Annotated in this window: 19 protein-coding genes and 1 tRNA gene; 10 read left to right on the forward strand and 10 right to left on the reverse strand. The window is 33.9% G+C overall.

The annotated features are described in order from the left end of the window. Positions 1-3 precede the first annotated feature (3 nt). The gene (locus tag P177_RS07990) at positions 4-1,434 is read left to right on the forward strand and encodes an oligosaccharide flippase family protein (RefSeq protein WP_316930786.1); all 1,431 of its coding nucleotides are present in this window, start codon (positions 4-6) and stop codon (positions 1,432-1,434) included. On the opposite strand, the gene P177_RS07995 is transcribed toward P177_RS07990, so the two are convergent. Further along, complete coding sequence (locus P177_RS07995; RefSeq protein ID WP_036153725.1) at positions 1,435-2,472, reverse strand: AI-2E family transporter; 1,038 nt, start codon at positions 2,470-2,472, stop codon at positions 1,435-1,437. A 140-nt stretch (positions 2,473-2,612) separates the two neighbouring features. On the opposite strand from P177_RS07995, the gene P177_RS08000 reads away from it, so the two are divergent. Beyond that, positions 2,613-3,488, forward strand: a complete 876-nt coding sequence (locus P177_RS08000) for an RluA family pseudouridine synthase (protein WP_316930787.1) — start codon at positions 2,613-2,615, stop codon at positions 3,486-3,488. Between the two features lie 66 nt (positions 3,489-3,554). On the opposite strand, the gene P177_RS08005 is transcribed toward P177_RS08000, so the two are convergent. Both P177_RS08005 and uvrA read right to left on the reverse strand, forming a co-directional pair. Continuing rightward, positions 3,555-4,760 carry a hypothetical protein gene (locus P177_RS08005; protein WP_036153727.1) on the reverse strand — a complete coding sequence of 402 codons (1,206 nt, stop codon included), beginning with the start codon at positions 4,758-4,760 and terminating at the stop codon, positions 3,555-3,557. A 163-nt stretch (positions 4,761-4,923) separates the two neighbouring features. After that, complete coding sequence (uvrA, locus tag P177_RS08010; protein ID WP_036153729.1) at positions 4,924-7,704, reverse strand: excinuclease ABC subunit UvrA; 2,781 nt, start codon at positions 7,702-7,704, stop codon at positions 4,924-4,926. A gap of 243 nt (positions 7,705-7,947) precedes the next feature. Here uvrA and P177_RS08015 point away from each other — a divergent pair, with 243 nt between their 5' ends. The 3 genes from P177_RS08015 (at position 7,948) to P177_RS08020 (ending at position 9,730) form a co-directional block, all read left to right on the forward strand. Further along, positions 7,948-8,529, forward strand: coding sequence for an RNA polymerase sigma factor (locus P177_RS08015; protein ID WP_036153731.1), 582 nt, complete (start codon positions 7,948-7,950; stop codon positions 8,527-8,529). 74 nt (positions 8,530-8,603) lie between these two features. Further along, positions 8,604-8,747, forward strand: a complete 144-nt coding sequence (locus P177_RS20200; protein WP_167333103.1) for a hypothetical protein — start codon at positions 8,604-8,606, stop codon at positions 8,745-8,747. 401 nt (positions 8,748-9,148) lie between these two features. Continuing rightward, entirely contained in the window at positions 9,149-9,730 is a 582-nt protein-coding gene (locus tag P177_RS08020; RefSeq protein WP_036153733.1) for an RNA polymerase sigma factor, read from the forward strand. A gap of 232 nt (positions 9,731-9,962) precedes the next feature. On the opposite strand, the gene P177_RS08025 is transcribed toward P177_RS08020, so the two are convergent. Continuing rightward, positions 9,963-10,625 carry an endonuclease III domain-containing protein gene (locus P177_RS08025; RefSeq protein ID WP_036153735.1) on the reverse strand — a complete coding sequence of 221 codons (663 nt, stop codon included), beginning with the start codon at positions 10,623-10,625 and terminating at the stop codon, positions 9,963-9,965. A 55-nt stretch (positions 10,626-10,680) separates the two neighbouring features. Here P177_RS08025 and bcp point away from each other — a divergent pair, with 55 nt between their 5' ends. Then, entirely contained in the window at positions 10,681-11,133 is a 453-nt protein-coding gene (gene bcp, locus P177_RS08030) for a thioredoxin-dependent thiol peroxidase (protein ID WP_036153737.1), read from the forward strand. 76 nt (positions 11,134-11,209) lie between these two features. On the opposite strand, the gene P177_RS08035 is transcribed toward bcp, so the two are convergent. Next, positions 11,210-12,664 carry a nucleotidyl transferase family protein gene (locus P177_RS08035; RefSeq protein ID WP_036153740.1) on the reverse strand — a complete coding sequence of 485 codons (1,455 nt, stop codon included), beginning with the start codon at positions 12,662-12,664 and terminating at the stop codon, positions 11,210-11,212. Positions 12,665-12,834: 170 nt separating this feature from the next. Between P177_RS08035 and P177_RS08040 the strand changes: the two genes are divergently transcribed. Further along, entirely contained in the window at positions 12,835-13,611 is a 777-nt protein-coding gene (locus tag P177_RS08040) for an MBL fold metallo-hydrolase (protein WP_036153741.1), read from the forward strand. 2 nt (positions 13,612-13,613) lie between these two features. Continuing rightward, a complete protein-coding gene (locus P177_RS08045) occupies positions 13,614-14,108 on the forward strand; it encodes a hypothetical protein (protein ID WP_036153743.1) in 495 nt (164 codons plus the stop codon). Here the strand turns inward: P177_RS08045 and P177_RS08050 are convergent. The 5 genes from P177_RS08050 to P177_RS08070 form a co-directional block, all read right to left on the reverse strand. Further along, the gene (locus P177_RS08050; RefSeq protein ID WP_036153745.1) at positions 14,105-14,764 is read right to left on the reverse strand and encodes an alpha/beta hydrolase; all 660 of its coding nucleotides are present in this window, start codon (positions 14,762-14,764) and stop codon (positions 14,105-14,107) included. The genes P177_RS08045 and P177_RS08050 overlap by 4 nt on opposite strands. 4 nt (positions 14,765-14,768) lie before the next feature. Then, positions 14,769-15,098, reverse strand: a complete 330-nt coding sequence (locus tag P177_RS08055) for a hypothetical protein (RefSeq protein ID WP_036153748.1) — start codon at positions 15,096-15,098, stop codon at positions 14,769-14,771. A 1-nt stretch (position 15,099) separates the two neighbouring features. Continuing rightward, a complete protein-coding gene (locus tag P177_RS08060) occupies positions 15,100-16,359 on the reverse strand; it encodes a dihydroorotase (RefSeq protein WP_036153750.1) in 1,260 nt (419 codons plus the stop codon). Positions 16,360-16,385: 26 nt separating this feature from the next. Further along, the gene (locus tag P177_RS08065) at positions 16,386-18,302 is read right to left on the reverse strand and encodes a BatA domain-containing protein (RefSeq protein ID WP_036153753.1); all 1,917 of its coding nucleotides are present in this window, start codon (positions 18,300-18,302) and stop codon (positions 16,386-16,388) included. 83 nt (positions 18,303-18,385) lie between these two features. Beyond that, a complete protein-coding gene (locus tag P177_RS08070; protein ID WP_036153756.1) occupies positions 18,386-19,393 on the reverse strand; it encodes a glycosyltransferase family 2 protein in 1,008 nt (335 codons plus the stop codon). A gap of 158 nt (positions 19,394-19,551) precedes the next feature. Here P177_RS08070 and P177_RS08075 point away from each other — a divergent pair. Beyond that, a tRNA-Ser gene (locus P177_RS08075) sits at positions 19,552-19,636 on the forward strand. Positions 19,637-20,211: 575 nt separating this feature from the next. After that, complete coding sequence (locus P177_RS08080) at positions 20,212-20,931, forward strand: hypothetical protein (RefSeq protein ID WP_036153758.1); 720 nt, start codon at positions 20,212-20,214, stop codon at positions 20,929-20,931. Positions 20,932-20,954 lie beyond the last annotated feature (23 nt).

Consider the following 20,954-nt stretch of genomic DNA (forward strand, 5'->3'; position numbering starts at 1 on the left):
TCGTTGAATAATACAATTGTAACCTATTTTGGTTTTGCAATTGGGGCGGTCAATACATTGTTTTTGTACACCAATTTTATGCAGCCAGGTCATTATGGTTTAATACAGGTCATCTTATCTGTATCTGCTGTGCTTATGCCTATTTTGGCATTTGGTGTACCCAATAGTTTGGTGAAATTTTACTCCAGTTTTAAGAATAATCAAACTCAGAATTCATTTCTTACTTTAATGCTTTTACTTCCCTTAGTATTAATTGTGCCTGTTGCGTTACTAAGCTATTTAGCTAATGACACCATTGGAAAACTGCTTTCTAGACAGAATGATGTGGTTAGGGATTATGTTTGGCATATTTTTTTAGTGGGTATGGCAATGGCGTATTTTGAAGTTTTTTATGCCTGGGCAAGAATTAGAATGAAATCTATGTTCGGCAATTTTATGAAAGAGATCTTTTGTAGAATAGGTCAGACTATCTTGCTTCTTCTTTTATATTTCAAAATCATAGATATTGATTTTTTTATTAATGCTTTAGTAGGTTTCTATCTTGTACGTGCTGTAATCATGAAATTCTATGCATACACAGTGCGTAAACCTAAATTGAATTTTACACTTCCTGAAAATTGGAAGACCATAGTTAAGTATAGCGCTCTTATTATTTTGGGTGGATCTACTGCTATTGTTCTTATGGAGGTTGATAAGGTGATGCTGAATAACTTTCTTGAGCTTGAAAATGTAGCTTTCTATGCTGTAGCTGGGTTTATTGCATCAACCATTGCGGTACCATCTAGGGCAATGCATCAAATAACATACCCGTTGACGGCAACTTATTTAAACGATAACGATAAGCCTGCGCTTGCACAATTATATCAAAAAAGCTCATTGACCTTATTCATTGTTTCTGGTATTCTTTTTCTTCTCATCCTACTAAATTTGAATGAACTTTATGAGTTGCTGCCAGAAAAGTATTCCGGTGGATACATGATCGTCTTTTGGGTTGGATTGGTGAAGGTGTATGATGCTTTGCTGGGAAACAATAATTCGATTCTATTCAATTCTGATTACTATCGGTCTATTTTATTTTTCGGAGTTTTGTTGGCTCTTCTTGCCATTTTATTTAATCTTTGGCTAATTCCCAAGTATGGAATAAATGGTGCTGCCATTGCTAGTTTTAGCGCCTTTTTTATATACAATACTTTAAAATTAGGATATGTGAAATCTAAATTTAAAATGTTGCCATTTACAAATGAGACTTTAAAGGTGTTTGCGTTATTGGTTGTTGTAGCGGCTATTTTTTCTGCTTTTGACTTTGATTTTCATCCGCTACTTAATATTGTTCTTAAAAGTATTTTAATGATGGTATTCTACGTAGGTGTTCTTTATCGTTTTAAAATATCTGAAGATGTTTATGGTTTTCTAAGTAAATACTTGCGCCGATAATTACATTTGTTGTGCACGTTGCCTATTCGGTTTTTGAATACCGTATTGCTGTTTATATATTTTTACGATTATTAAAAATAGGTTGATTATCAACGGACCAAAAATCAGTCCAACAAAACCAAAAAGGGGAATACCTATTAAAACGCCTATTAATGTAATTAACGGGTGTGTGCTATCTAATTTTTTAAGAACAAAAAGCCTAATAAAGTTATCGGTCATTCCTACCACGGTAACGCCATATATTAGTACGCCCCAAGCTTGAAAGTCCGCTCCACTAGCAAGACTTAATACAAATACCGGAAAGATGCCTATAAATGTTCCGATGAAAGGAATCATAGAGCCAATTGTTACAATTACAAACCAGAAAAGCGGATTCTCTACTCCAAAAATATAGAATCCTATCAATGCTATAATTCCTTGTGCTATAGCAACTAGAGGTATGGCAATAGCATTAGAACGTACTACACTATCTATTTCTTTACCTAATGTTACTAAATTTTTATTGCTTAATGGAATATATTCTAATAGAGATTCTTTTAGTTCTTTCGGGCTTTTCAGCATATAATATAATAGGAATAGTAAAATACCTAGAGAGATAAAAATATTAAAAGTGCTATTGGCAAAACCTTGCATATTGTCTGTGAACCAACCAGATGCCTGTTGAGGGTCAATTGTCGATGAAATATCGTAACCTATATACTTTTCTATCTTAGATACTTGATCTTTAAAGGCTTTGGTGACTTGTTCAGATTTGTTCGCGAAATCTCCCAATTGTGAACTTAGCATAAAACCTGCTCCTGTAATTGGTATAAAAATACCAATGAATGCTCCCAAAATCAGTAACATTGATGCCCATGATCTTTTAAAGCCTTTGTTGATTAATTTCAACATCCATTTTCTAAGTACCACATAAAGGGTAAGTGCACCAAGAACTCCAGATATGTAAGGAAGCATATACTTGATAATTAACCCGCCTAAAAAAATAATTAAGGCTAGAATAATTAGCTGTCTAAGAATTTTATGATTGATTTTCTTCATGAGGTTTCTTTGTAGGTAGATTGATTGCCGCTTGAAAATTAAGCCAATATGATTTGCCTTATTAACTCACTTCAATTTTTTAGTAGTCCGAAAATGAATTGTTTAGATATGAGCTAAATACTAATTAACTTTGAATAATTATGATGCAAATAAAAGAAACACATATTGTGCCTGAAGGAATATCTCCTTTAAGATTACAGGAGTATGGAGCAGGGGTATTTCAGCGTATATCAACGAAATCTGCTTTAAAGAAGGCTATTAAAAAAGAATTGGTATTGGTTGATGGTGTTGTTGCATCTACTGCGACTATGATAATTGGCGGAGAGATAATAATTTATAAGCATCCATCAGAAAACAAAGTGAAGACAAGACTCGTGTTAAAACTTGATGTGGTTTTTGAAGATGAGTATTTGGCAATTATCAATAAACCTGCTGGAATATTGGTAAGCGGTAACGGATTTAAGACCGTAGCCAATGCACTTCCTCAAAATTTACAAAAGAGTCCTGCCGATGACGCTGTTAGCCCTCAACCGGTTCACCGTTTAGATTATGCCACAACGGGTTTACTTTTAGTAGGAAAGACAAATAGTGTGATTACTAAACTGAATCAGTTATTTGAAAATAAGAATATTAAAAAGGAATATTTTGCGGTTACTATTGGCAAAATGAAAAATAACGGAACTATTGATTATGAAATAGATGATAAGCCTGCCAAGTCTTCTTTTGAAGTTATAGAAACCGTTGTTTCTAAACGCTTCTCATATTTGAATTTAGTAAGGTTAAGTCCGCATACAGGTAGAAGGCATCAATTGCGCAAACATCTATTTGCTATAGGGAATCCGATTTTAGGTGATGCTACTTACTTTTTAGATGGACTGCAGTTGAAAGGTAAGGGGTTATATTTGCACGCAAGGTCACTTTGTTTTCAGCATCCTATGACAGATGAAGAAATCCATATTAAAACTGAATTTCCTAAAAAGTTCATAAAACTATTTACAGAAAGTAATAAGCTATAAAAGAAAAAGCGCCGCAGTGATTAAATCACTACGGCGCTTAACAACTAACCAACCTAAAAACTTATTTTAATTTCTTCTGCTACTTCTAGTCGCTGAACTTGTTCTTGAACTTGAGCTTCTAGCAGGAGCTTTACTTACAGATCTTGAACTAGAACTTCTGCTTACCGTACTTCTAGACGGACTACTAGTCGCTTTTCTAGATACAGTACTACGTTGCGTTCTGGTATTTGTTGCAGTTCTAGTGTTTGCACTTCTGCTTACCGGTTTTTTATACGTAGTAGTAGTTCTTTTTACAGTGGTACTTCTTGGTGTACGGCTTACTTCTCTTTTAGTAACCGTTCTGTTTGGCGACGTACGCACAGCAGAGCTATTACTTCTTTTAACCGTACCGTTATTAGTACTTCTTGTAACTGTTCTATTTTGTGTTGTTCTACCACTATTAGTATTGCTACGCCTTACGGTAGTTGACCTATTTACAGTTGAACTTCTATTAGCTCTAGATGTATTATTAGATGCCAACGTTCTGTTCGTTCTTAAACCGTTATCTCTTTTGGCAACGGTTCTATTACTTCTATAGTTGTTGTTTCTTACCGCAACTCTCTTATCATTTCTGTATACGGTAGCTCTGTTATTTCTAACCTTGTTGTATCTGTATTGTTTACCTACATGTACATAAGCCTTTCTAAAATTGTTTCTATAAGGACTATAATATGAGTATCTTACAGGGGTATAATATCTTCTGTAAGGGCTATTATATACAAAGCTAAATCCTACTGCAGGTCTTACAAACCATCTGTGAAATGGACGGTATACATAACTTCTGTTGTATATGTTGATGTAACCAGTATGGTAATCATAAAAACCACGGTTGTTATAATATACATTCATATTACCAACGCTACGAACTCTATTGTTTCTATAGTTGATATCTACATCACCAATCTGACTTACACGACCGTAATAGTCATAATAGATAGGTACATTTTCAACTTGAATTACTGCACCATAATCATCATATTGTGCAAACGGACTATAATCATAACCAGAGTTAAATGTTACTCCGTTTTTTCTTCCTGAAACCTGGTTCTCGATATAGAAATCAAATTCACCATCTGGGTAAACAGAAAATGTAATTCCGTTTTCTATAAAAATAAATGAGTTGTCGTATCTATAAGAATTGCTGGTTGCAACCTTATCTTCGTAAATACCTGTAGCGAAAACACCTGTGGTGCTCAAAATCATCGCTGTAAAAAGTAGTACTAAGTTCTTCATAATATAAGGTTTTAAATCTGCCCCTTAGGCAGTTGTTCTAAATGTAATTATTCACATTCCCTTAGTAGTATACAAACAGCGTGCCAAAAAAAGAAACCATCGATTATAATATTGATAATCAATGGTTTAGTTATGATTTATTAATCCTTTAAAGGATTGGAAATTAAGTTAATTTCTCTTTTAAGTAGCTCGCAGTATACGATTTTTTGCTTTTTACAACCTCTTCTGGAGTACCTTCTGCTAATAATTGCCCCCCATTTTCTCCACCACCTGGTCCAAGGTCAATAATGTAATCGGCACATTTTATTAAATCTATATTATGTTCGATTACTACAATTGAATGTCCTTTTTTAATAAGAGCATTAAAAGACTTCAATAATTTTTGAATATCATGAAAGTGTAATCCGGTTGTAGGTTCATCAAAAATGAACAGTGCTTTATCTTTTGTGCTTCCTTTAATTAAGAAAGATGCCAATTTAATACGTTGTGCTTCACCGCCGGATAGGGTAGAGGAAGATTGCCCCAAAGTTACATAGCCTAAGCCTACATCTTGCAATGGTTTTAGTTTGGTGACAATTCTAGCTTGCTCCCCAGTTTCAAAAAACTGAATGGCATCATCAATAGTCATATTAAGAACATCATCTATGTTGGCATTGTTGAAGGTTACTTCTAGAACTTCTTTCTTAAATCTTTTACCGCCACAAGTTTCACATTCCAAGTGAACATCTGCCATAAACTGCATTTCTACAGTAATCTCGCCTTCACCTTTACATTTTTCACAACGACCACCATCAACATTGAACGAAAAATGTTTTGCTTGGTAATTTCTTATTTTACTCAGTTTCTGATTGGCATATAGATGTCTAATATCATCATATGCCTTAATATAGGTAACCGGGTTGGAACGTGAAGATCTGCCAATAGGGTTTTGATCAACAAACTCCACATGCTTAATATGGTTAAATTTACCCTCTACCGATGTGTGCTGGCCAGCTTTTTCTCCATAGCCACCTGTTTCTTTTAATATAATAGGATACAACAACTTTTTTACCAAAGTGCTTTTACCACTACCGGATACTCCTGTAACCACGGTCAACATATCTAATGGAAAAGTGACATTGATATTTTTAAGGTTATGTTCTCTAACACCTTTTATGGTAATATGATTTTTAGATGTTCTTCTTTCTTTTGGTACTTTAATCTCCATCTTACCATTTAGATACTGTGCGGTAAGCGATTTTGATTTGAGTATTTCTTTTAAGGTTCCTTGTGCAACAACCTCACCACCGTGAGTACCAGCTTCAGGACCTATATCTATAACCATATCTGCCGCTTTCATAATATCTTCATCATGCTCAACAACAATTACCGTGTTACCTAAGTTTCGTAATGATATTAATACGTCAATAAGATTTTCTGTATCTCTTGGGTGTAAGCCAATACTAGGTTCATCTAATATGTACATAGAGCCCACCAAGCTACTACCTAATGATGTGGCTAAATTTATACGCTGACTTTCCCCACCTGATAAGGTGTTAGATTTTCTATTTATGGTCAAGTAGTTCAATCCTACTTTATCTAAAAATCCTAATCTTGTGTTTATTTCTACTAAAAGTCGCTTCGCAATGGTAGCATCACTTTCATTTAGTTGTAGCTCATTAAAGAATACAATTAGTTTTTCAATTGATAAACCTACTAATGAAGAAATTGAAGCGCCGCCAACTTTTACATAATCGGTTTCTTTTCGTAATCGTTTTCCGTTACAGACATTACATTTGGTTTTGCCTCTATATCTGGAAAGCATTACCCTGTTCTGTATTTTATAGCTTTTCTCTTCTAACATTCCAAAGAACTTATGCAGACCTATAAAATGGGAATTGCCATCCCAAACTAATTGTCTTTGAGCCTCGGTAAGCTCAAACCAAGGTTTGTGAATAGGAAAGTCATATTTGTAAGCAGAATTTACCAATTGATCACGGTAAAAACTCATGCTTTCCCCTCGCCATGGAAAAATTGCATTTTCATAGACCGATAAAGCCGTATTTGGAACTACTAAATCTTCATCTATACCAATGACATCTCCATAGCCTTCACATTTAGGACATGCACCATACGGATTATTGAAACTGAAAAGATGAACGTTAGGTTCTAAAAACGTCATGTCGTCCAATTCAAACTTATTGCTAAAGGGTGTTTGTTTTCCATCTGCCAATTCTTCGATCAAACATTCGCCCTTACCTTCAAAGAAAGCTGTATCTATGGCATTTGCCAATCTGTTATGAAAGTCTTCATCATCTTTGGTAATGATTCTATCGATTACCAAATCAAACTTTTTACCAATATCCTCAGGAGCTTGGTCTATACGTAGTACCTTATCATTATACTTTATACGCGCATAACCTTGTTTAGAGAATAATTCCAAGGATTTTAGTGCATCTCTATCTTCACGAATGGTAATAGGTGCTAAAAGCAAAAGTTTTGTTCCCTCTTCATACTTCTTTACATGGTTTACGACATCTGTAACAGTATGTTTTTTTACTTCATGACCAGAAATAGGAGAGAAGGTCTTACCTATACGTGCATACAATAGTTTTATATAATCATATATCTCAGTAGTGGTACCTACTGTAGATCTTGGGTTGGTAGAGTTCACCTTTTGCTCAATGGCAATTGCTGGGGCTATACCTTTTATATAATCTACTTTTGGCTTGTCTAGCTTACCTAAAAACTGCCTGGCATAAGAAGAAAGACTTTCTACATAGCGTCTTTGACCTTCGGCATATAGGGTGTCAAAAGCTAAACTAGATTTACCAGAACCAGATAATCCCGTTATTACAACAAGTTTATTTCTAGGTATTACGACATCAATATCCTTAAGGTTGTGCAGTTTTGCTCCCTTAATAATAATGTTTTCTTTCGGATTTACTTCGGCGAGTGTAGGCATACAAATATCTAAGATTACAAAGATACGCTTTGCCTTTTTTCTGAACTAAAAAATGCCGTTTATCTAAAAATTGCAGAAGAAATTTTCACATTTTTATAAGAGTATTTATTTTTTTATATCTTTGGATCTCATAAAAATTCAATTAGCCTATAACGCAACATTACTTTTTAAAGTTAGAATTTAACCATTAGACCCTTATTCATTAAGAATTTGGGGCTGCATTTTAACCCTACAAGTAACGTTATGGTAGTACAAGTTGAAGATTCCCAATTAGTAAAACAATATATACAAGGTGACGAAAGAGCTATAGAAGCTTTAATTAACCGTCACAATTCTCGCCTTACAGGTTTTATCTATTCTAAAGTAGGTGATCGCGAGCTAACCGAAGATATTTTTCAAGACACATTCATGAAAGTTATACGTACCCTCAAAAGAGGTGCATATAATGAAGAAGGTAAATTTTTACCTTGGGTAATGCGTATTGCGCATAATCTTGTTATCGATCATTTTAGAAAGCACAATAGAATGCCAATGTATAATAGTAAGGAAAGCTATAATATATTTTCATTGCTAGGAGACGATAAATTGAATGCCGAAAAGCAATTGATCAAAGAACAGATAGATTCTGATTTACTTCGCATGATAAAGGAGTTGCCTGAGGACCAGCAAGAAGTATTAGAGATGCGTATATATAAGGATATGAGTTTCAAAGAAATTTCTGATAATACAGGTGTTAGTATTAATACGGCTTTAGGTAGAATGCGCTACGCTTTAATTAACCTTAGAAAGTTGGTAGAGGCCAATAATATAGTTTTAACGAATTAATTGGTTACAGGTCGAGTGGATCTACTATCTTCATCAATGTGTCGTTCTTTAGATGAACCTAAACAACACCTAGCATGGAAAAAATATACACGAAAGATCAGAATAAGAACAAATTAGTTAAAGCTAAACCAGAAACAATTCAGTTTTTGCTTTCTTATTCTAAGTCTTTAAACATTACAGAAGTAGATGGATTGCAGTTTGAGAGTAATTTGAACTAGAATATTCCTACAATCATATATAAACCCTTGGGCATTGTCCAAGGGTTTTTTTTGTTTTAAATGGGTTTAGTATTATCATTTATTGCTAGTGAGCGCCATATTCGTTGTAGGAGAACAAGCTTTTCTGTCTTACCTTATATATAGGTATATTAATGCAGGGCTAATAATAAAGGGGTTTTACATCATTTTTATCTTTCCTACATTTCCCCGTCGAACTATCTGAATTTGTATTTATTGTGTAGAAATATACTTTTTCGATGTTTCACATCAAAAAAACGCGGTTTGACAACATACTTTTTCCTACAGCCCCCCTTTTCTCTAGTTTTATATCAGAAATAAAAAACAAACCAATTAACTAAAAAGATTAACCCAATCTTAACCAATTAAAGAAAGTAACTCGTATGAAACTACAAATTGAAGACTCAGAATTAGTTAAAGATTACATCAACGGTAACGAAGCTGCCTTGGAAGTTTTAATTAACAGACACAATCAACGTATTACTAGTTTTATCTATTCTAAGGTTTTAGATAGGGATATCACAGAAGACATTTTTCAAGATACCTTTATTAAGGTTATTAAAACTTTAAAAAGAGGTAAGTATAGTGAAGAGGGTAAATTTTTACCATGGGTAATGAGAATTTCTCATAACTTGATTATCGATCACTTTAGAAGAAACAAAAGAATGCCAATGTTTGAAGGTAGCGATGACTTTAATATCTTCTCTGTAATTGGTGATGATAAGTTAAATGCCGAAAAACAATTAATAAAAAATCAAATAGATACTGATTTAAGACAATTGGTTGAAGAGTTGCCAGATGATCAAAAAGAAGTTCTTTTAATGCGTATCTATAAAGATATGAGTTTCAAAGAAATCTCTGAAAACACTGGTGTTAGCATTAATACTGCCCTGGGTAGAATGCGTTATGCTTTAATTAATCTTAGAAAAATCATTGAAAAAAACAACATAGTTCTTACGAATTAATTTGGAGTAGAAAATAGAATAAACAATATTTCCAAATTTGCTGCGTTATTTTATTGTAACAACGTAGGAAGTATGGAAAAAATTTACTCAGATTACCAAGAACAGACCGGATTTAACAAAGTTTGTCCGAAGACAATCAACTTCTTATTGAGCTATTCACAAGCTCTCTATGAATTTGAGCACAAAGATTTAGAATTCGAAATATTTTTGAATTAATTAATATAACCCGCTTTTAGCGGGTTTTTTTCTTTTTATAATAGTCTTTAAGTACTGTTTTTCTCCCAATTGTTTTCGTAATTATATCTTTTTCCAAATCCCAGCCTCTTGCAGGTGAATATTCTCTACCATACCATATAATTTGCAAATGAAGATCATTCCATATTTCTCTTGGAAATAATCGCTTAGCATCTTTTTCGGTCTGTACTACATTTTTGCCATTGGTAAATCCCCATCTATATAATAATCTATGAATATGAGTATCTACAGGAAAAGCCGGTATACCAAAAGCTTGTGAAATAACAACACTTGCCGTTTTATGACCTACAGCTGGTAATTCTTCTAAATATGCTAACTCTTGTGGTACTTCACCATTATGTTTATCAATTAAAATATGTGATAAACCATGAATTCCTTTGGCTTTCATTGGTGAAAGGCCTACCGGTTTTATAATTTCCCTGATTTCATCAACACTTAATTTAATCATGTCATAAGGGTTGTCTGCCTTTGCAAATAGAAGAGGAGTAATTTTATTTACCCTAACATCTGTACTCTGTGCAGACATTAATACGGCAATTAATAAAGTATACGGATCTTTATGATCCAATGGCACTGGAATTTCTGGATATAGCTCCTTAAGAGTAGAAATTGTAAATGCTATTTTTTCGGCTTTCGTCATTAATTGTTTAATTTTGATTGCGAATATTTAAACACAAATTTATAAAACTTCATTTATGAATACGTTAAAAGTTGGTGATAAAGTGCCATCGTTTTCTGCTAAAGATCAAGATGGAAATACTATTAAATTAGAGGACTATTCAGGTAAAAAACTAATTGTTTTTTTCTACCCAAAAGCAAGCACTCCTGGTTGCACGGCTGAAGCATGTAATTTAAGGGATAATTATAAAGAATTACAATCTGAAGGCTATGAACTTTTAGGGGTAAGTGCAGATTCTGAAAAAAGACAAGCTAAATTTAAAGAGAAATATGAGTTTCCTTTTCCGCTATTGGCAGATGAGGATCATACCGTTATCAATGCATTTGGTGTCTGGGGCTTAAAGAAATTTATGGGTCGTGAGTATGATGGTATCCATAGAAAAACCTTCGTGGTAGATGGTGAAGGTGTAGTTACAAAAGTAATTGATAAAGTAAAAACTAAAGATCATGCAGCGCAGCTATTAGATTGATATTTAGTTGATTATGTAAAAAAACGCCCATTTCAAATGGGCGTTTTTCGTTTCTTATATATTGAAAATCAAATGTTTATTCTGTTTCTTGATCTTCTGTTTTTCTCGTGAACAATTGTTTTTGCTTAATGATTTCAGCAATTCCTTCTGGTAGCATTTGTTCCCAACCTTCGTCGTTGTTCATTAATTTTTTAAGAACATCCCTAGAGAAAATATGCATTACCTCTGGTTCGTAATCTATGATGTCCATTACCTTACCGTTGTACTTAAAGAATTTATATAATTCTTTCATACGTGGGTGCACTTTTACGTTATTACTGGTCATGATTTGACCGGTATCAGCATTCTTCATTGGGTATAGATACACCTGTAAATCTTTAAAGAATAATTTACCAAATGCCTCTAAAATGCCACCACTTAAATGACGGTAGTATTTTTCATCGAATATGTCTACCAGGTTGTTTACCCCCATGGTTAAGCCAATTCTATTTTTGGTATAGTTATTAAAGTACTCTACCAATTTGTAATATTCTTGGAATTTTGAAATCATTACAGAATGACCAAGAGAACAAAGTAATTCTGCTCTGTCCATGAAATCTTGCTCATCAATTTCACCGGATGCTTTAAGGTTAGATAGTGTTATTTCAAAAATAACGATGGTATTATTTTGATCAACACCCTTATCACGAATGAAAATGTCATAAGACTTCTCAAACATATCTAAATTCACCTTGGTAACGGGTCTAAAACTACCACGTAATGCTAATATGTTCTTTTTGTAAAGTACAGCTGCAGGTAATAGGTTGTTGCCGTCAGGACCGAACATAACAGCATCTGTCATGTCATTCTTAATAAGCTGTAAACTCATTAAACGGTTATCAACCTCTTTAAAGTTTGGTCCAGAGAAGTTGATCATGTCAATCTCTAAAGTATCTTTATCTATATGGTCATATAAATATTTCAACATTTTCTTAGGCTTATGATACTTGTAAAAAGCACCATAAATTAAGTTTACCCCAAGAATACCCAATGTTTCTTGTTGTAGTCTTGCTTCGTTTTGCTTAAAACGAATATGAAGAATTATCTCGTCATATTCTTTTTGATTTGGGTCTAGTTGGTAACGAATACCGATCCAACCATGACCTTTATATCTTTTAGAAAAATCAATTGTAGCTACTGTATTTGCATATGAAAAGAATAACCTTTCTGGATGGTTATCACGACTAATACGCTCTTCCATCAATTGCATTTCATAATGCAGCATGGTTTTTAATCTTGCCTGTGTTACATAGCGTCCATCAGACTCAATACCGTAAATAGCATCACTAAAATCTTTGTCGTAAGCACTCATTGCTTTTGCAATGGTACCGGAAGCACCACCTGACCTAAAGAAATGACGTGCGGTTTCTTGTCCTGCGCCAATTTCTGCAAAAGTTCCGTATATATCCGGATTCAGATTTATGCGTAGGGTTTTTGCTTTAATAGAGGGAATATTCTCAAAAACACTATCTCTTTTTAATACCGATGCCATTTTTTACCTGTTTAGCTTTTAACAAAGTTATAAAGAATGGTTGTTACAATACACAATAGCCGCAAAAAAATGGCATAAGTTTCGGTTATTGTTTTTATTCCCTTTTAAATACAGCGATCTTATAATTTTCAGTAACCAATTTTATTAAAAAGGAATTAAATTTGTAATACATGATTAACAATTTACGTGTTACTTTTTTAGGTACGGGAACTTCTCAAGGAATTCCCATAATTGGCAGTACGCATCCGGTTTGCTTAAGTGATAACCCAAAGGATAAAAGATTGCGGGTTTCGGTTTTACTTTCATGGGATGATTTCAATTATGTTATTGATTGTGGTCCGGACTTTCGTCAGCAGATGCTTAGGGAGAATGTAAATCATTTAGATGGTATTCTGTATACGCATGAACATTCTGATCATACTGCAGGGCTTGATGATATTCGCCCCTTTTTCTTTAGGCAAGGTAATATTCCAGTTTATGCCCATAGTAGGGTGGTAAAATCATTGAAAAAAAGATTTGACTACATATTTCAAGAAGAAAACAAATATCCAGGCGCACCTACTGTAGATATTAATCTTATAGAAAACAATGTTCCTTTTTCAATTGGTGGCCAAGATGTAACTCCTATAAACGTATTACATAATAAGTTACAGGTATTTGGTTATAGAATAGGAGATTTTACTTATTTGACTGATGTAAAAACGGTACTGCCAGAAGAAAAAGAAAAAATAAAAGGGACTAAGGTTCTTGTAGTTAGTGCATTGCGTATAGAGCCCCATATTTCTCATTTCAATTTAGAGGAAGCCCTTGCGTTCATAAAAGAAATTAACCCAGAAAAGGCATACCTAACCCATATTAGTCACCTACTTGGTTTTCATGACGAGGTAGAAAAAATTTTGCCGAATAATGTACATTTGGCTTACGATAACTTAACAATCACTATTTAATTATGAAGAGCAAAATATACCTTTATTTATTCCTATTTGTTTCCCTGATCTGTTTATACCTAGTTGTTAGCAGTGGTAATATGACCAAAGCTAATGCTGAAACAATTACAAGGCTAGAGAGTAAGGTTGAAAATTTGAAAGACTCTGTTCAAAGATCATCTTTAAAAGTGTTGGATATGCAGTACTTTTCATTAGAAAATAACGATGATGCCTTAGCTTATTTTGAGCATTTAGACTTACAAGACCCTTCTGGGTACGTTGCTGATAAACTATTGGAAACCAATGCGCAAAAAGGGGATAACCCATTAGTGCCTTACGAGGGAATGCAGAGCGATTTTAAAATCAATAAAATAAAGGTTCTAAACCACAAATGGATTCTTACCGATTTCTCGGATGGAAAATACTGGGGAGAACTATTGATCAAGTATGAACTAAAAGATGATCTTGGGGTAGACTTTACCTTGGTAGATCACTTATTATATACGCGAAGTAATTAAATTTTATCCGAAATCCACTTTTTAAGAGCGTAGAAATTCTGAGGTGCAACACCATGACCTGCAGGAAATTCTTCATATACATGTTTAATACCCAAATTTTTTAAAAGCTCTGGTGCCTTTCTTGCCCAATCTACGGGTATCACTTGGTCCATATCTCCGTGAGAACTGTAGAAGTTTAGGCTGTCAAAGTTGTTTTCCTTATAAGAATCTGCTAGAATGGATTCGTTGATGTATCCGCTTAATGCAATTATGTTTTTTACTTTTTCAGGATATGATAATGCAACGGCATAGCTAAGAATTGTACCTTGACTGAAGCCTAAAAGGTTTACATTGTTTTCATCCAAACCGTACGTAGAACAAGCCTCTTCTATAAAGGTCTTTATTTTATCACGCGATTCTATAGCTTGGTCATCATCGCTCCATTTTCCTTTTTCATCATCAAAATTAATGGCATACCACGCATAACCATAAGGTTGTAAAATATAAGGGGCGCGAACAGCAATAATGCATAGTTCTTCTGGTAATTCTGGTGCAAAAGAAAATAAGTCTTCTTCATTACTACCGTAACCATGCAGCATAAATAAAACTGGCGGTTTTTTATCTGTAAGACTAGATGGTCTAATAATATGTTCTAAAGATAGGGGAGCTGTTGTCATTATATTATTTAATAAAAGTGAACCATTTTTGAAAATACGGGCCTACAATAGGCACAATTTGCTCTTTGTTACTTAATGCACCAATAAAGCCATATACCCAAAGTACAATGTAGCACAGGTATAAGCCATAAAGCGCATATTGGTTGAACCATACACTAGAAAATATAGCAAAGCCATGAAACATTAAGTGTAGACCAAATGCTTGACGGGTATGTATTCTTGCAAAACGATATTGTGGTTCGTTATTCATAGACAGGGCGATTATTGCCCCAACGATGGTTAAATAGGCAATTATAGCTGTTGTTCTGCCTGGTATTTCGGGAGATTTCTCCATGTTACTTATTTAAAACTAATTGGTTATTTGCAATGGCGCCTACTACTTTTCCTTTCATTTGCTTGCCAATTGCGATGGAGTTTTTACTGGAGCTAAAGATCTGATCTTGTGAAAATTCATAAGTGTCATCTGTAGTAAAAAGCGAAAGGTTTGCTTCTTGACCGACTTCTAGCTGTGGCTCTGTCATTCCAAAAACAGAACGCCCTTTGGTTAGCAAGGCAATGGTCTCTTCAATATTAAAAAGTTCATTTAGCATACCAAATATGCTTTCTAGTCCTATTGTTCCAAAATCAGCATTGTCAAATTCCACATGCTTTAGTTCTATATTTAAAGGAGTGTGATCAGATGTCACAAAATCTATAGTTCCATTTTTTACTCCTTTTTGTAATGCTTTTATATCTGCTGCCGTTCTCAGTGGTGGCATTACTTTAAATTGTGTGTCAAAATTTTCTAAGGCACTATCGGTAATCATAAGGTTGTGAGCTGCTACACTACAAAACACCTGTAATCCTTTTTTCTTGGCGTCGGCTATAAGTTTCACTGAATTTACTGTAGAAATGGTAGGTATAAACAATTTCCCTCCCGTATATTCCAAAACAAATAAATCTCGTGCTATCTGTAATTCTTCCGCCAGAGCAGGAATTCCCTTCAAGCCTAATTTTGTGCTGGTAACACCTTCGTTGACAATTCCTTTTCCGGATATGCTTTTATCCAACGGAAAAGAAAACACCATTCCGTCAAAATTTTGAGCGTATTGTAGGGCAATTTTTAAAAGGTTGGCATTTGCCATTGGATGTTTATAATCATAAAAGCCCAAGGCGCCGGCATTTTTCATATCGTAAAGCTCCGCCAGTACTTCACCTTCACCTTTTACGGTCAAATTTCCTAAAGGGTGTACCCTTGTTAATAGATCCTTGGCCGCATTTTTTAAGTACACAATATCTGATGCGGAATCTGGTGTTGGGTTACTGCTCGTATTTAAAATAACATCTGTAAATCCGCTTTTTGCGGCAGTTAGTAATCCGTTTTCTATAGTTTCTCTTTCTTCATAACCAGGCTCTCCAAAACTAACTCCGCTATCAAACCAACCAATTGAAACATGTAAATCCTTTATGGCTATAACTTTTGTTTTACCGGTAGGCTCAATAGTAGTCTCAATAGCATCTATAACGCCATTTTTAATAAGAATATCCCTCTTTTTTAAATGAAGGTTCTTAGTACTCCCATTTACTATAGTCACTGATTTTAGAAGTATATTCATAGGTTTATGGGTGGTATGTTAATAGGTTATTTTAAGAATCTTTGTAGTGCTGTTTCTATTAAAACAAAAGCCAGTGCTAAAATAGCAAACCATTTCCAAAACTCGTTAATGGCATTGTCTTTTTGACTTTCTAAAAAGAAATTTGATACTGATGTATTACTGTTATTTTCTGGGAGCGCAGTATATAATAATTCACTCTCTTTTCTGTCATTATTAAAGCTGATGTGTCTTATCGTTTTATCATTATGTATAATTTTATAGATACCAGCTTCTTTGGGGTTTTCTATAAAATTAACCTGAACCTTTTTAGGTAATACCCGTTGCTGAGGAATAAACTCATTATTATCATTAGCTATTTTAATGATATCATCTTGTTGCAAAGTAAGGGGTAATTCTATTTCCGTTTTGCTACCAATACTTGAATATAATGGTGGAAGTTTTAAACTATTCATACCCATATTGTAAAAAGCAGGAACAATTAAGGGCGAATTCTTGAAATTTGAATTATCACTACTTAAAGCTGCAGTAAAGAAATATGCATTTTTAGACCCTACTAAAAAGGGTTCGTTATTTTGATAAGACAATGCCACCGGAGCTTTTGTACTAATTCTATAGCGTTCTTGAACACTAGGGAATTGAAAATCCGTTACTTTCTTATCGAATACATTCTCAAATAACGGGTGCGCCGTTTTTATAATGGCGATGGGTATTTCTTGTTCTATTTTGGTAGAGAACCTAGTTGCATCATAAGCACTAGATAATTGATTGTAAGAGTTGATATCGCCTTTTGTAGCAGGTATGAATATAAAACTACCTCCGTTGGTACTCAAAGATTTCAACGCGGTAATAAGCGAGCTTGGTAATTTTGATATTTCGTTTAGAACTACTAAATCCTGATTTTCAATAGTGCTATAGTTTAATTGCGCTAATGTACTAGTGGTGAAGCTAAAATCTTCATCGGTATATATGCGCTTTAAATAATCTGCAGATGTATTGCCAATTACCAATACCTTAATTTTCGATTTTTCGTCAATGTTGAAGAAGAATTGATTGTCATAATCCAACCCCGTATCCATAATGGTTACCTTACCCAAGACAATGTCTTTTGCATTTATGGTAAAGCGTACATCCGCTTTTTTGTTTTGATCAAAATTAGCGCCTGTTTTTGCTATTAGCTTAGTATCATTAAATAAAGACACAGGTATGGTCTTTTCTTCAGAATTTGTAGTTAATTGTGCTACTACCTCTATGTTATCATTACTACGCTCCGCTATAAAAACCGTATCTATAGCCGTATTGCTGATGATTGTATTACCAGGTTTTATATACTGTATGTTGATGGTGCTGGTTGAATCTACATCAGTTAAATTGCCCATACGTTGTTGAAAATCTGAAATAAGCACCAAGTTTTTTTGTGAAGTGGTATTATCACTGAAATAGGTTTTTCCTTTTAGAATTATTTCAGAAATACCTAATTGCTCTGAACCTACGGAGAGATTCAGAAGGTCATTTTGAATATCTTTTATATCCACATCTTTATATACCTGTTTATTGGTGAATAATGTAAAACGTTGATCAGAAGGTATGTTGGTTATAAAATCTTGAATGGTATTTTTAAATAGGCTACCGTTATCAATTTGCCCGTTCATGCTAAAAGAATCATCTATATAAAAAACGTTTTCCTTTTCTTGTAGGGCATTATCGTTAGCCATAAATGGTTGGGCAAATGCAAAAACTAATGCAGCTAGTAAGCCCATTCTGGTAAATAACAGTAACCATTTTTTTAAAGTGCTGCTTTTTCTAGATTCAGAAACTACTTGTTTTAAGAACTTTACATTAGTAAACGGTGTTTTCTTAAATCTGCGTAATTGAAATAGGTGAATTAGTATAGGAATGAGTAGTAGTAAAAGACCCCAAAGAAGTTCTGGATATTTAAATTGCATTCCTAATTTTGATTATAGCAAAGATAATTATTTTGAAATTAGAAGCTTGTGAGAAATCAACTAATATTTTTGTTGGGCTATGATCAGCAAAAGAAGAAATAATCTACAGATGGCTTTTGTTCCAATTCTTTAAAAAACGATTTGATCATAGTTTGGTCATCTTCGTTAGCAACGGTAATAATGGTTTTGGAATTTTTTGATTCTTTTAACTTAGAGTAGTGGGTCAGGCGGATACCGTAAATATCTTTCCCAATTTTCTTTTCATTATCACAGACCCATTGAAAAGGAATATTTTTCTCTACAAGCAGTTTGGCAATCGTTTTTCCTTTTTTACCAGCGCCCCATACGACTAGATTGTCTGTTGTTTGGTATTCCAATTTTAAGAAGTAGCGCAACTTAATATCCAAGAAATAATTCTGTGCGTAGTGCTCGCTGGTTCGCGATGTTCTGTTGTCGTAATCTCGCCAATAATGTAGGGTAGTGGTGCAGGGTATGCACTTTAAGCCTAATTTATAGAAGCGGAAAGCAAGGTCATAATCTTCAGGATAACGATTAGGATTAAAACCATCGCTAGCTTCAAAATCTTCTTTATGTACCATCCAACAAGGGGAGGGTATTACACATTCTTTATATATTTCTTTAAAATTATCACCGGTAGCGGTTAATTTATTCAACCACTTCTCATATCGATCGTAACCGTCATTTACTCCTGCTTTTGAAAAATATTTTACCTTCCCTAAAGCAAGACTTCCTTTTCCTTGTTGTACTAGAGAATTGACCATGACTTCTATCCGTTCTGGGCTCATGTAATCATCAGCATCCATTCTTGATATAAAGTTGCCACTACTATGTGCGTATGCTTTTCTAAGTGCCGTTATAATGCCGGATTCTTCATTTGAAAATATTTTAAATCGAGCATCATTGGCTGCAAAAGTTTTGGCAATTGCTAAACTATCATCACTTGAATTATCGTTGACGGCAATAATCTCCCAGTTATTGTAGGTCTGATTTTGAATGGATTTTAAGCATTCTTCAAAATATTCATCAACATTTTTAAAAGGAATTAGGATACTTACAAGCGGTTTTGTCATCGTGGCAAGGTAATAAATAACTGAAATTCAACCTTTTCATTTCTTTGAAAAATTTGTGAAATCACAGAGATAAAAAATAATTAAGAAAAGGCTTTATTAGATAAGAAAACCTTTATATATTTGCACCCGCATTCAGGGAATACCTGATGAGGCACTCAGGAGAAATGGCAGAGTGGTCGAATGCGGCAGTCTTGAAAACTGTTGAGGGTCACACCTCCGGGGGTTCGAATCCCTCTTTCTCCGCAGATAAACCCTGTAAACTTTAGTTTACAGGGTTTTGTTTTTTAGGGTTCATTTGACCTAGATTGTAAAAACTATTAGAGCTATATGTCTATTGGTATTGATTATTAGAAATTTATTTAAACTACTGTCTTCACTATAGAGTTGTAGTAGTTATTTTAATGTGTATTTGGGGTAATATTCAAATTGAACTTCAATAATTTGAATTTTTATACTGTATTTCATTTTTTGTTTGCCTGAAACTTACTTTTGTATATGGTTTTTTCTTACAAATAAAATGCTTAATAACCTTGATTAGAATTCAATTTAATTCATGTTTGGTTCCTTTTTAGTCAACATATTTTCAAAAATTAAGTATTAGTTACTGTTTGTAGTTTGCTTTTGTATGGGGTCTAATCGATAAAGAGACAAACATAGTATCATAGTACACCACACATTTTCCTGTTTTGACAACATTTTACATTGATTAAACAATTATTAGATACATTTTTGACAAATAATAAACGAGGTATTTTCTTACATTTAGATTATGTAATTAATTACATTAAACATTAATTTATCTTATAAAAATAATTGACATGAAATCTACCAATCTATCTTTTATTAATTTTTCTTGGACCAAAAAAAATGCCCTTGTAACTATTCTTTTTATTTTATTGCTTAATCTAAGCAATGCACAGTCTGTAGGAATAAATACGTTAACTCCAGACCCTTCTGCAGCATTGGATATTCAGTCTACAACTGGAGGGCTTTTAATGCCAAGAATGACTTCTGCAGAAATGAATGCATTGGTCAATCCACCAGATGGACTTATGCTCTTTAATACTGATTTAGGTAATAGCATGATGTTCGTTCAGGGTACAGCTTTTGAGCTTTATAACCGTGTAACCACATCAGCAGTAACAATTTTATCTGGTCTTTCACCTGCTGCTTGGCTATCTATTGATGATGTCGTACCAACTGACATTTTAGGTACAGATGCTTATCGTTTTCAAATGGATTTTACTGATGTTAATGAGGTTCGAGTTATTGCTAATGTATCTGGCCTTACGCTTACTACAAATGCATTAGATATAGCAATGCAATATTCTACCAATAATGGCACAACTTGGAGTTATTTAAACAGTGCAACCTTTGGACCGGGCCTTTCTATTTCTGCAGACGGTCTAATTACCACGCCTTGGACTGCCATAGACGCAGGCGCACAACAAGATGTTCAATTAAGATTGGTAGGTACTACTGATGCCTTAGTTTCTTTTCAAGTTGGTTTCGGATTGATAATGCTCGAAATGAGATAATTTTTGCATAGACACTCACAGCA

The sequence above is a fragment of the Maribacter forsetii DSM 18668 genome (genome assembly GCF_000744105.1).
GTDB lineage: Bacteria > Bacteroidota > Bacteroidia > Flavobacteriales > Flavobacteriaceae > Maribacter > Maribacter forsetii.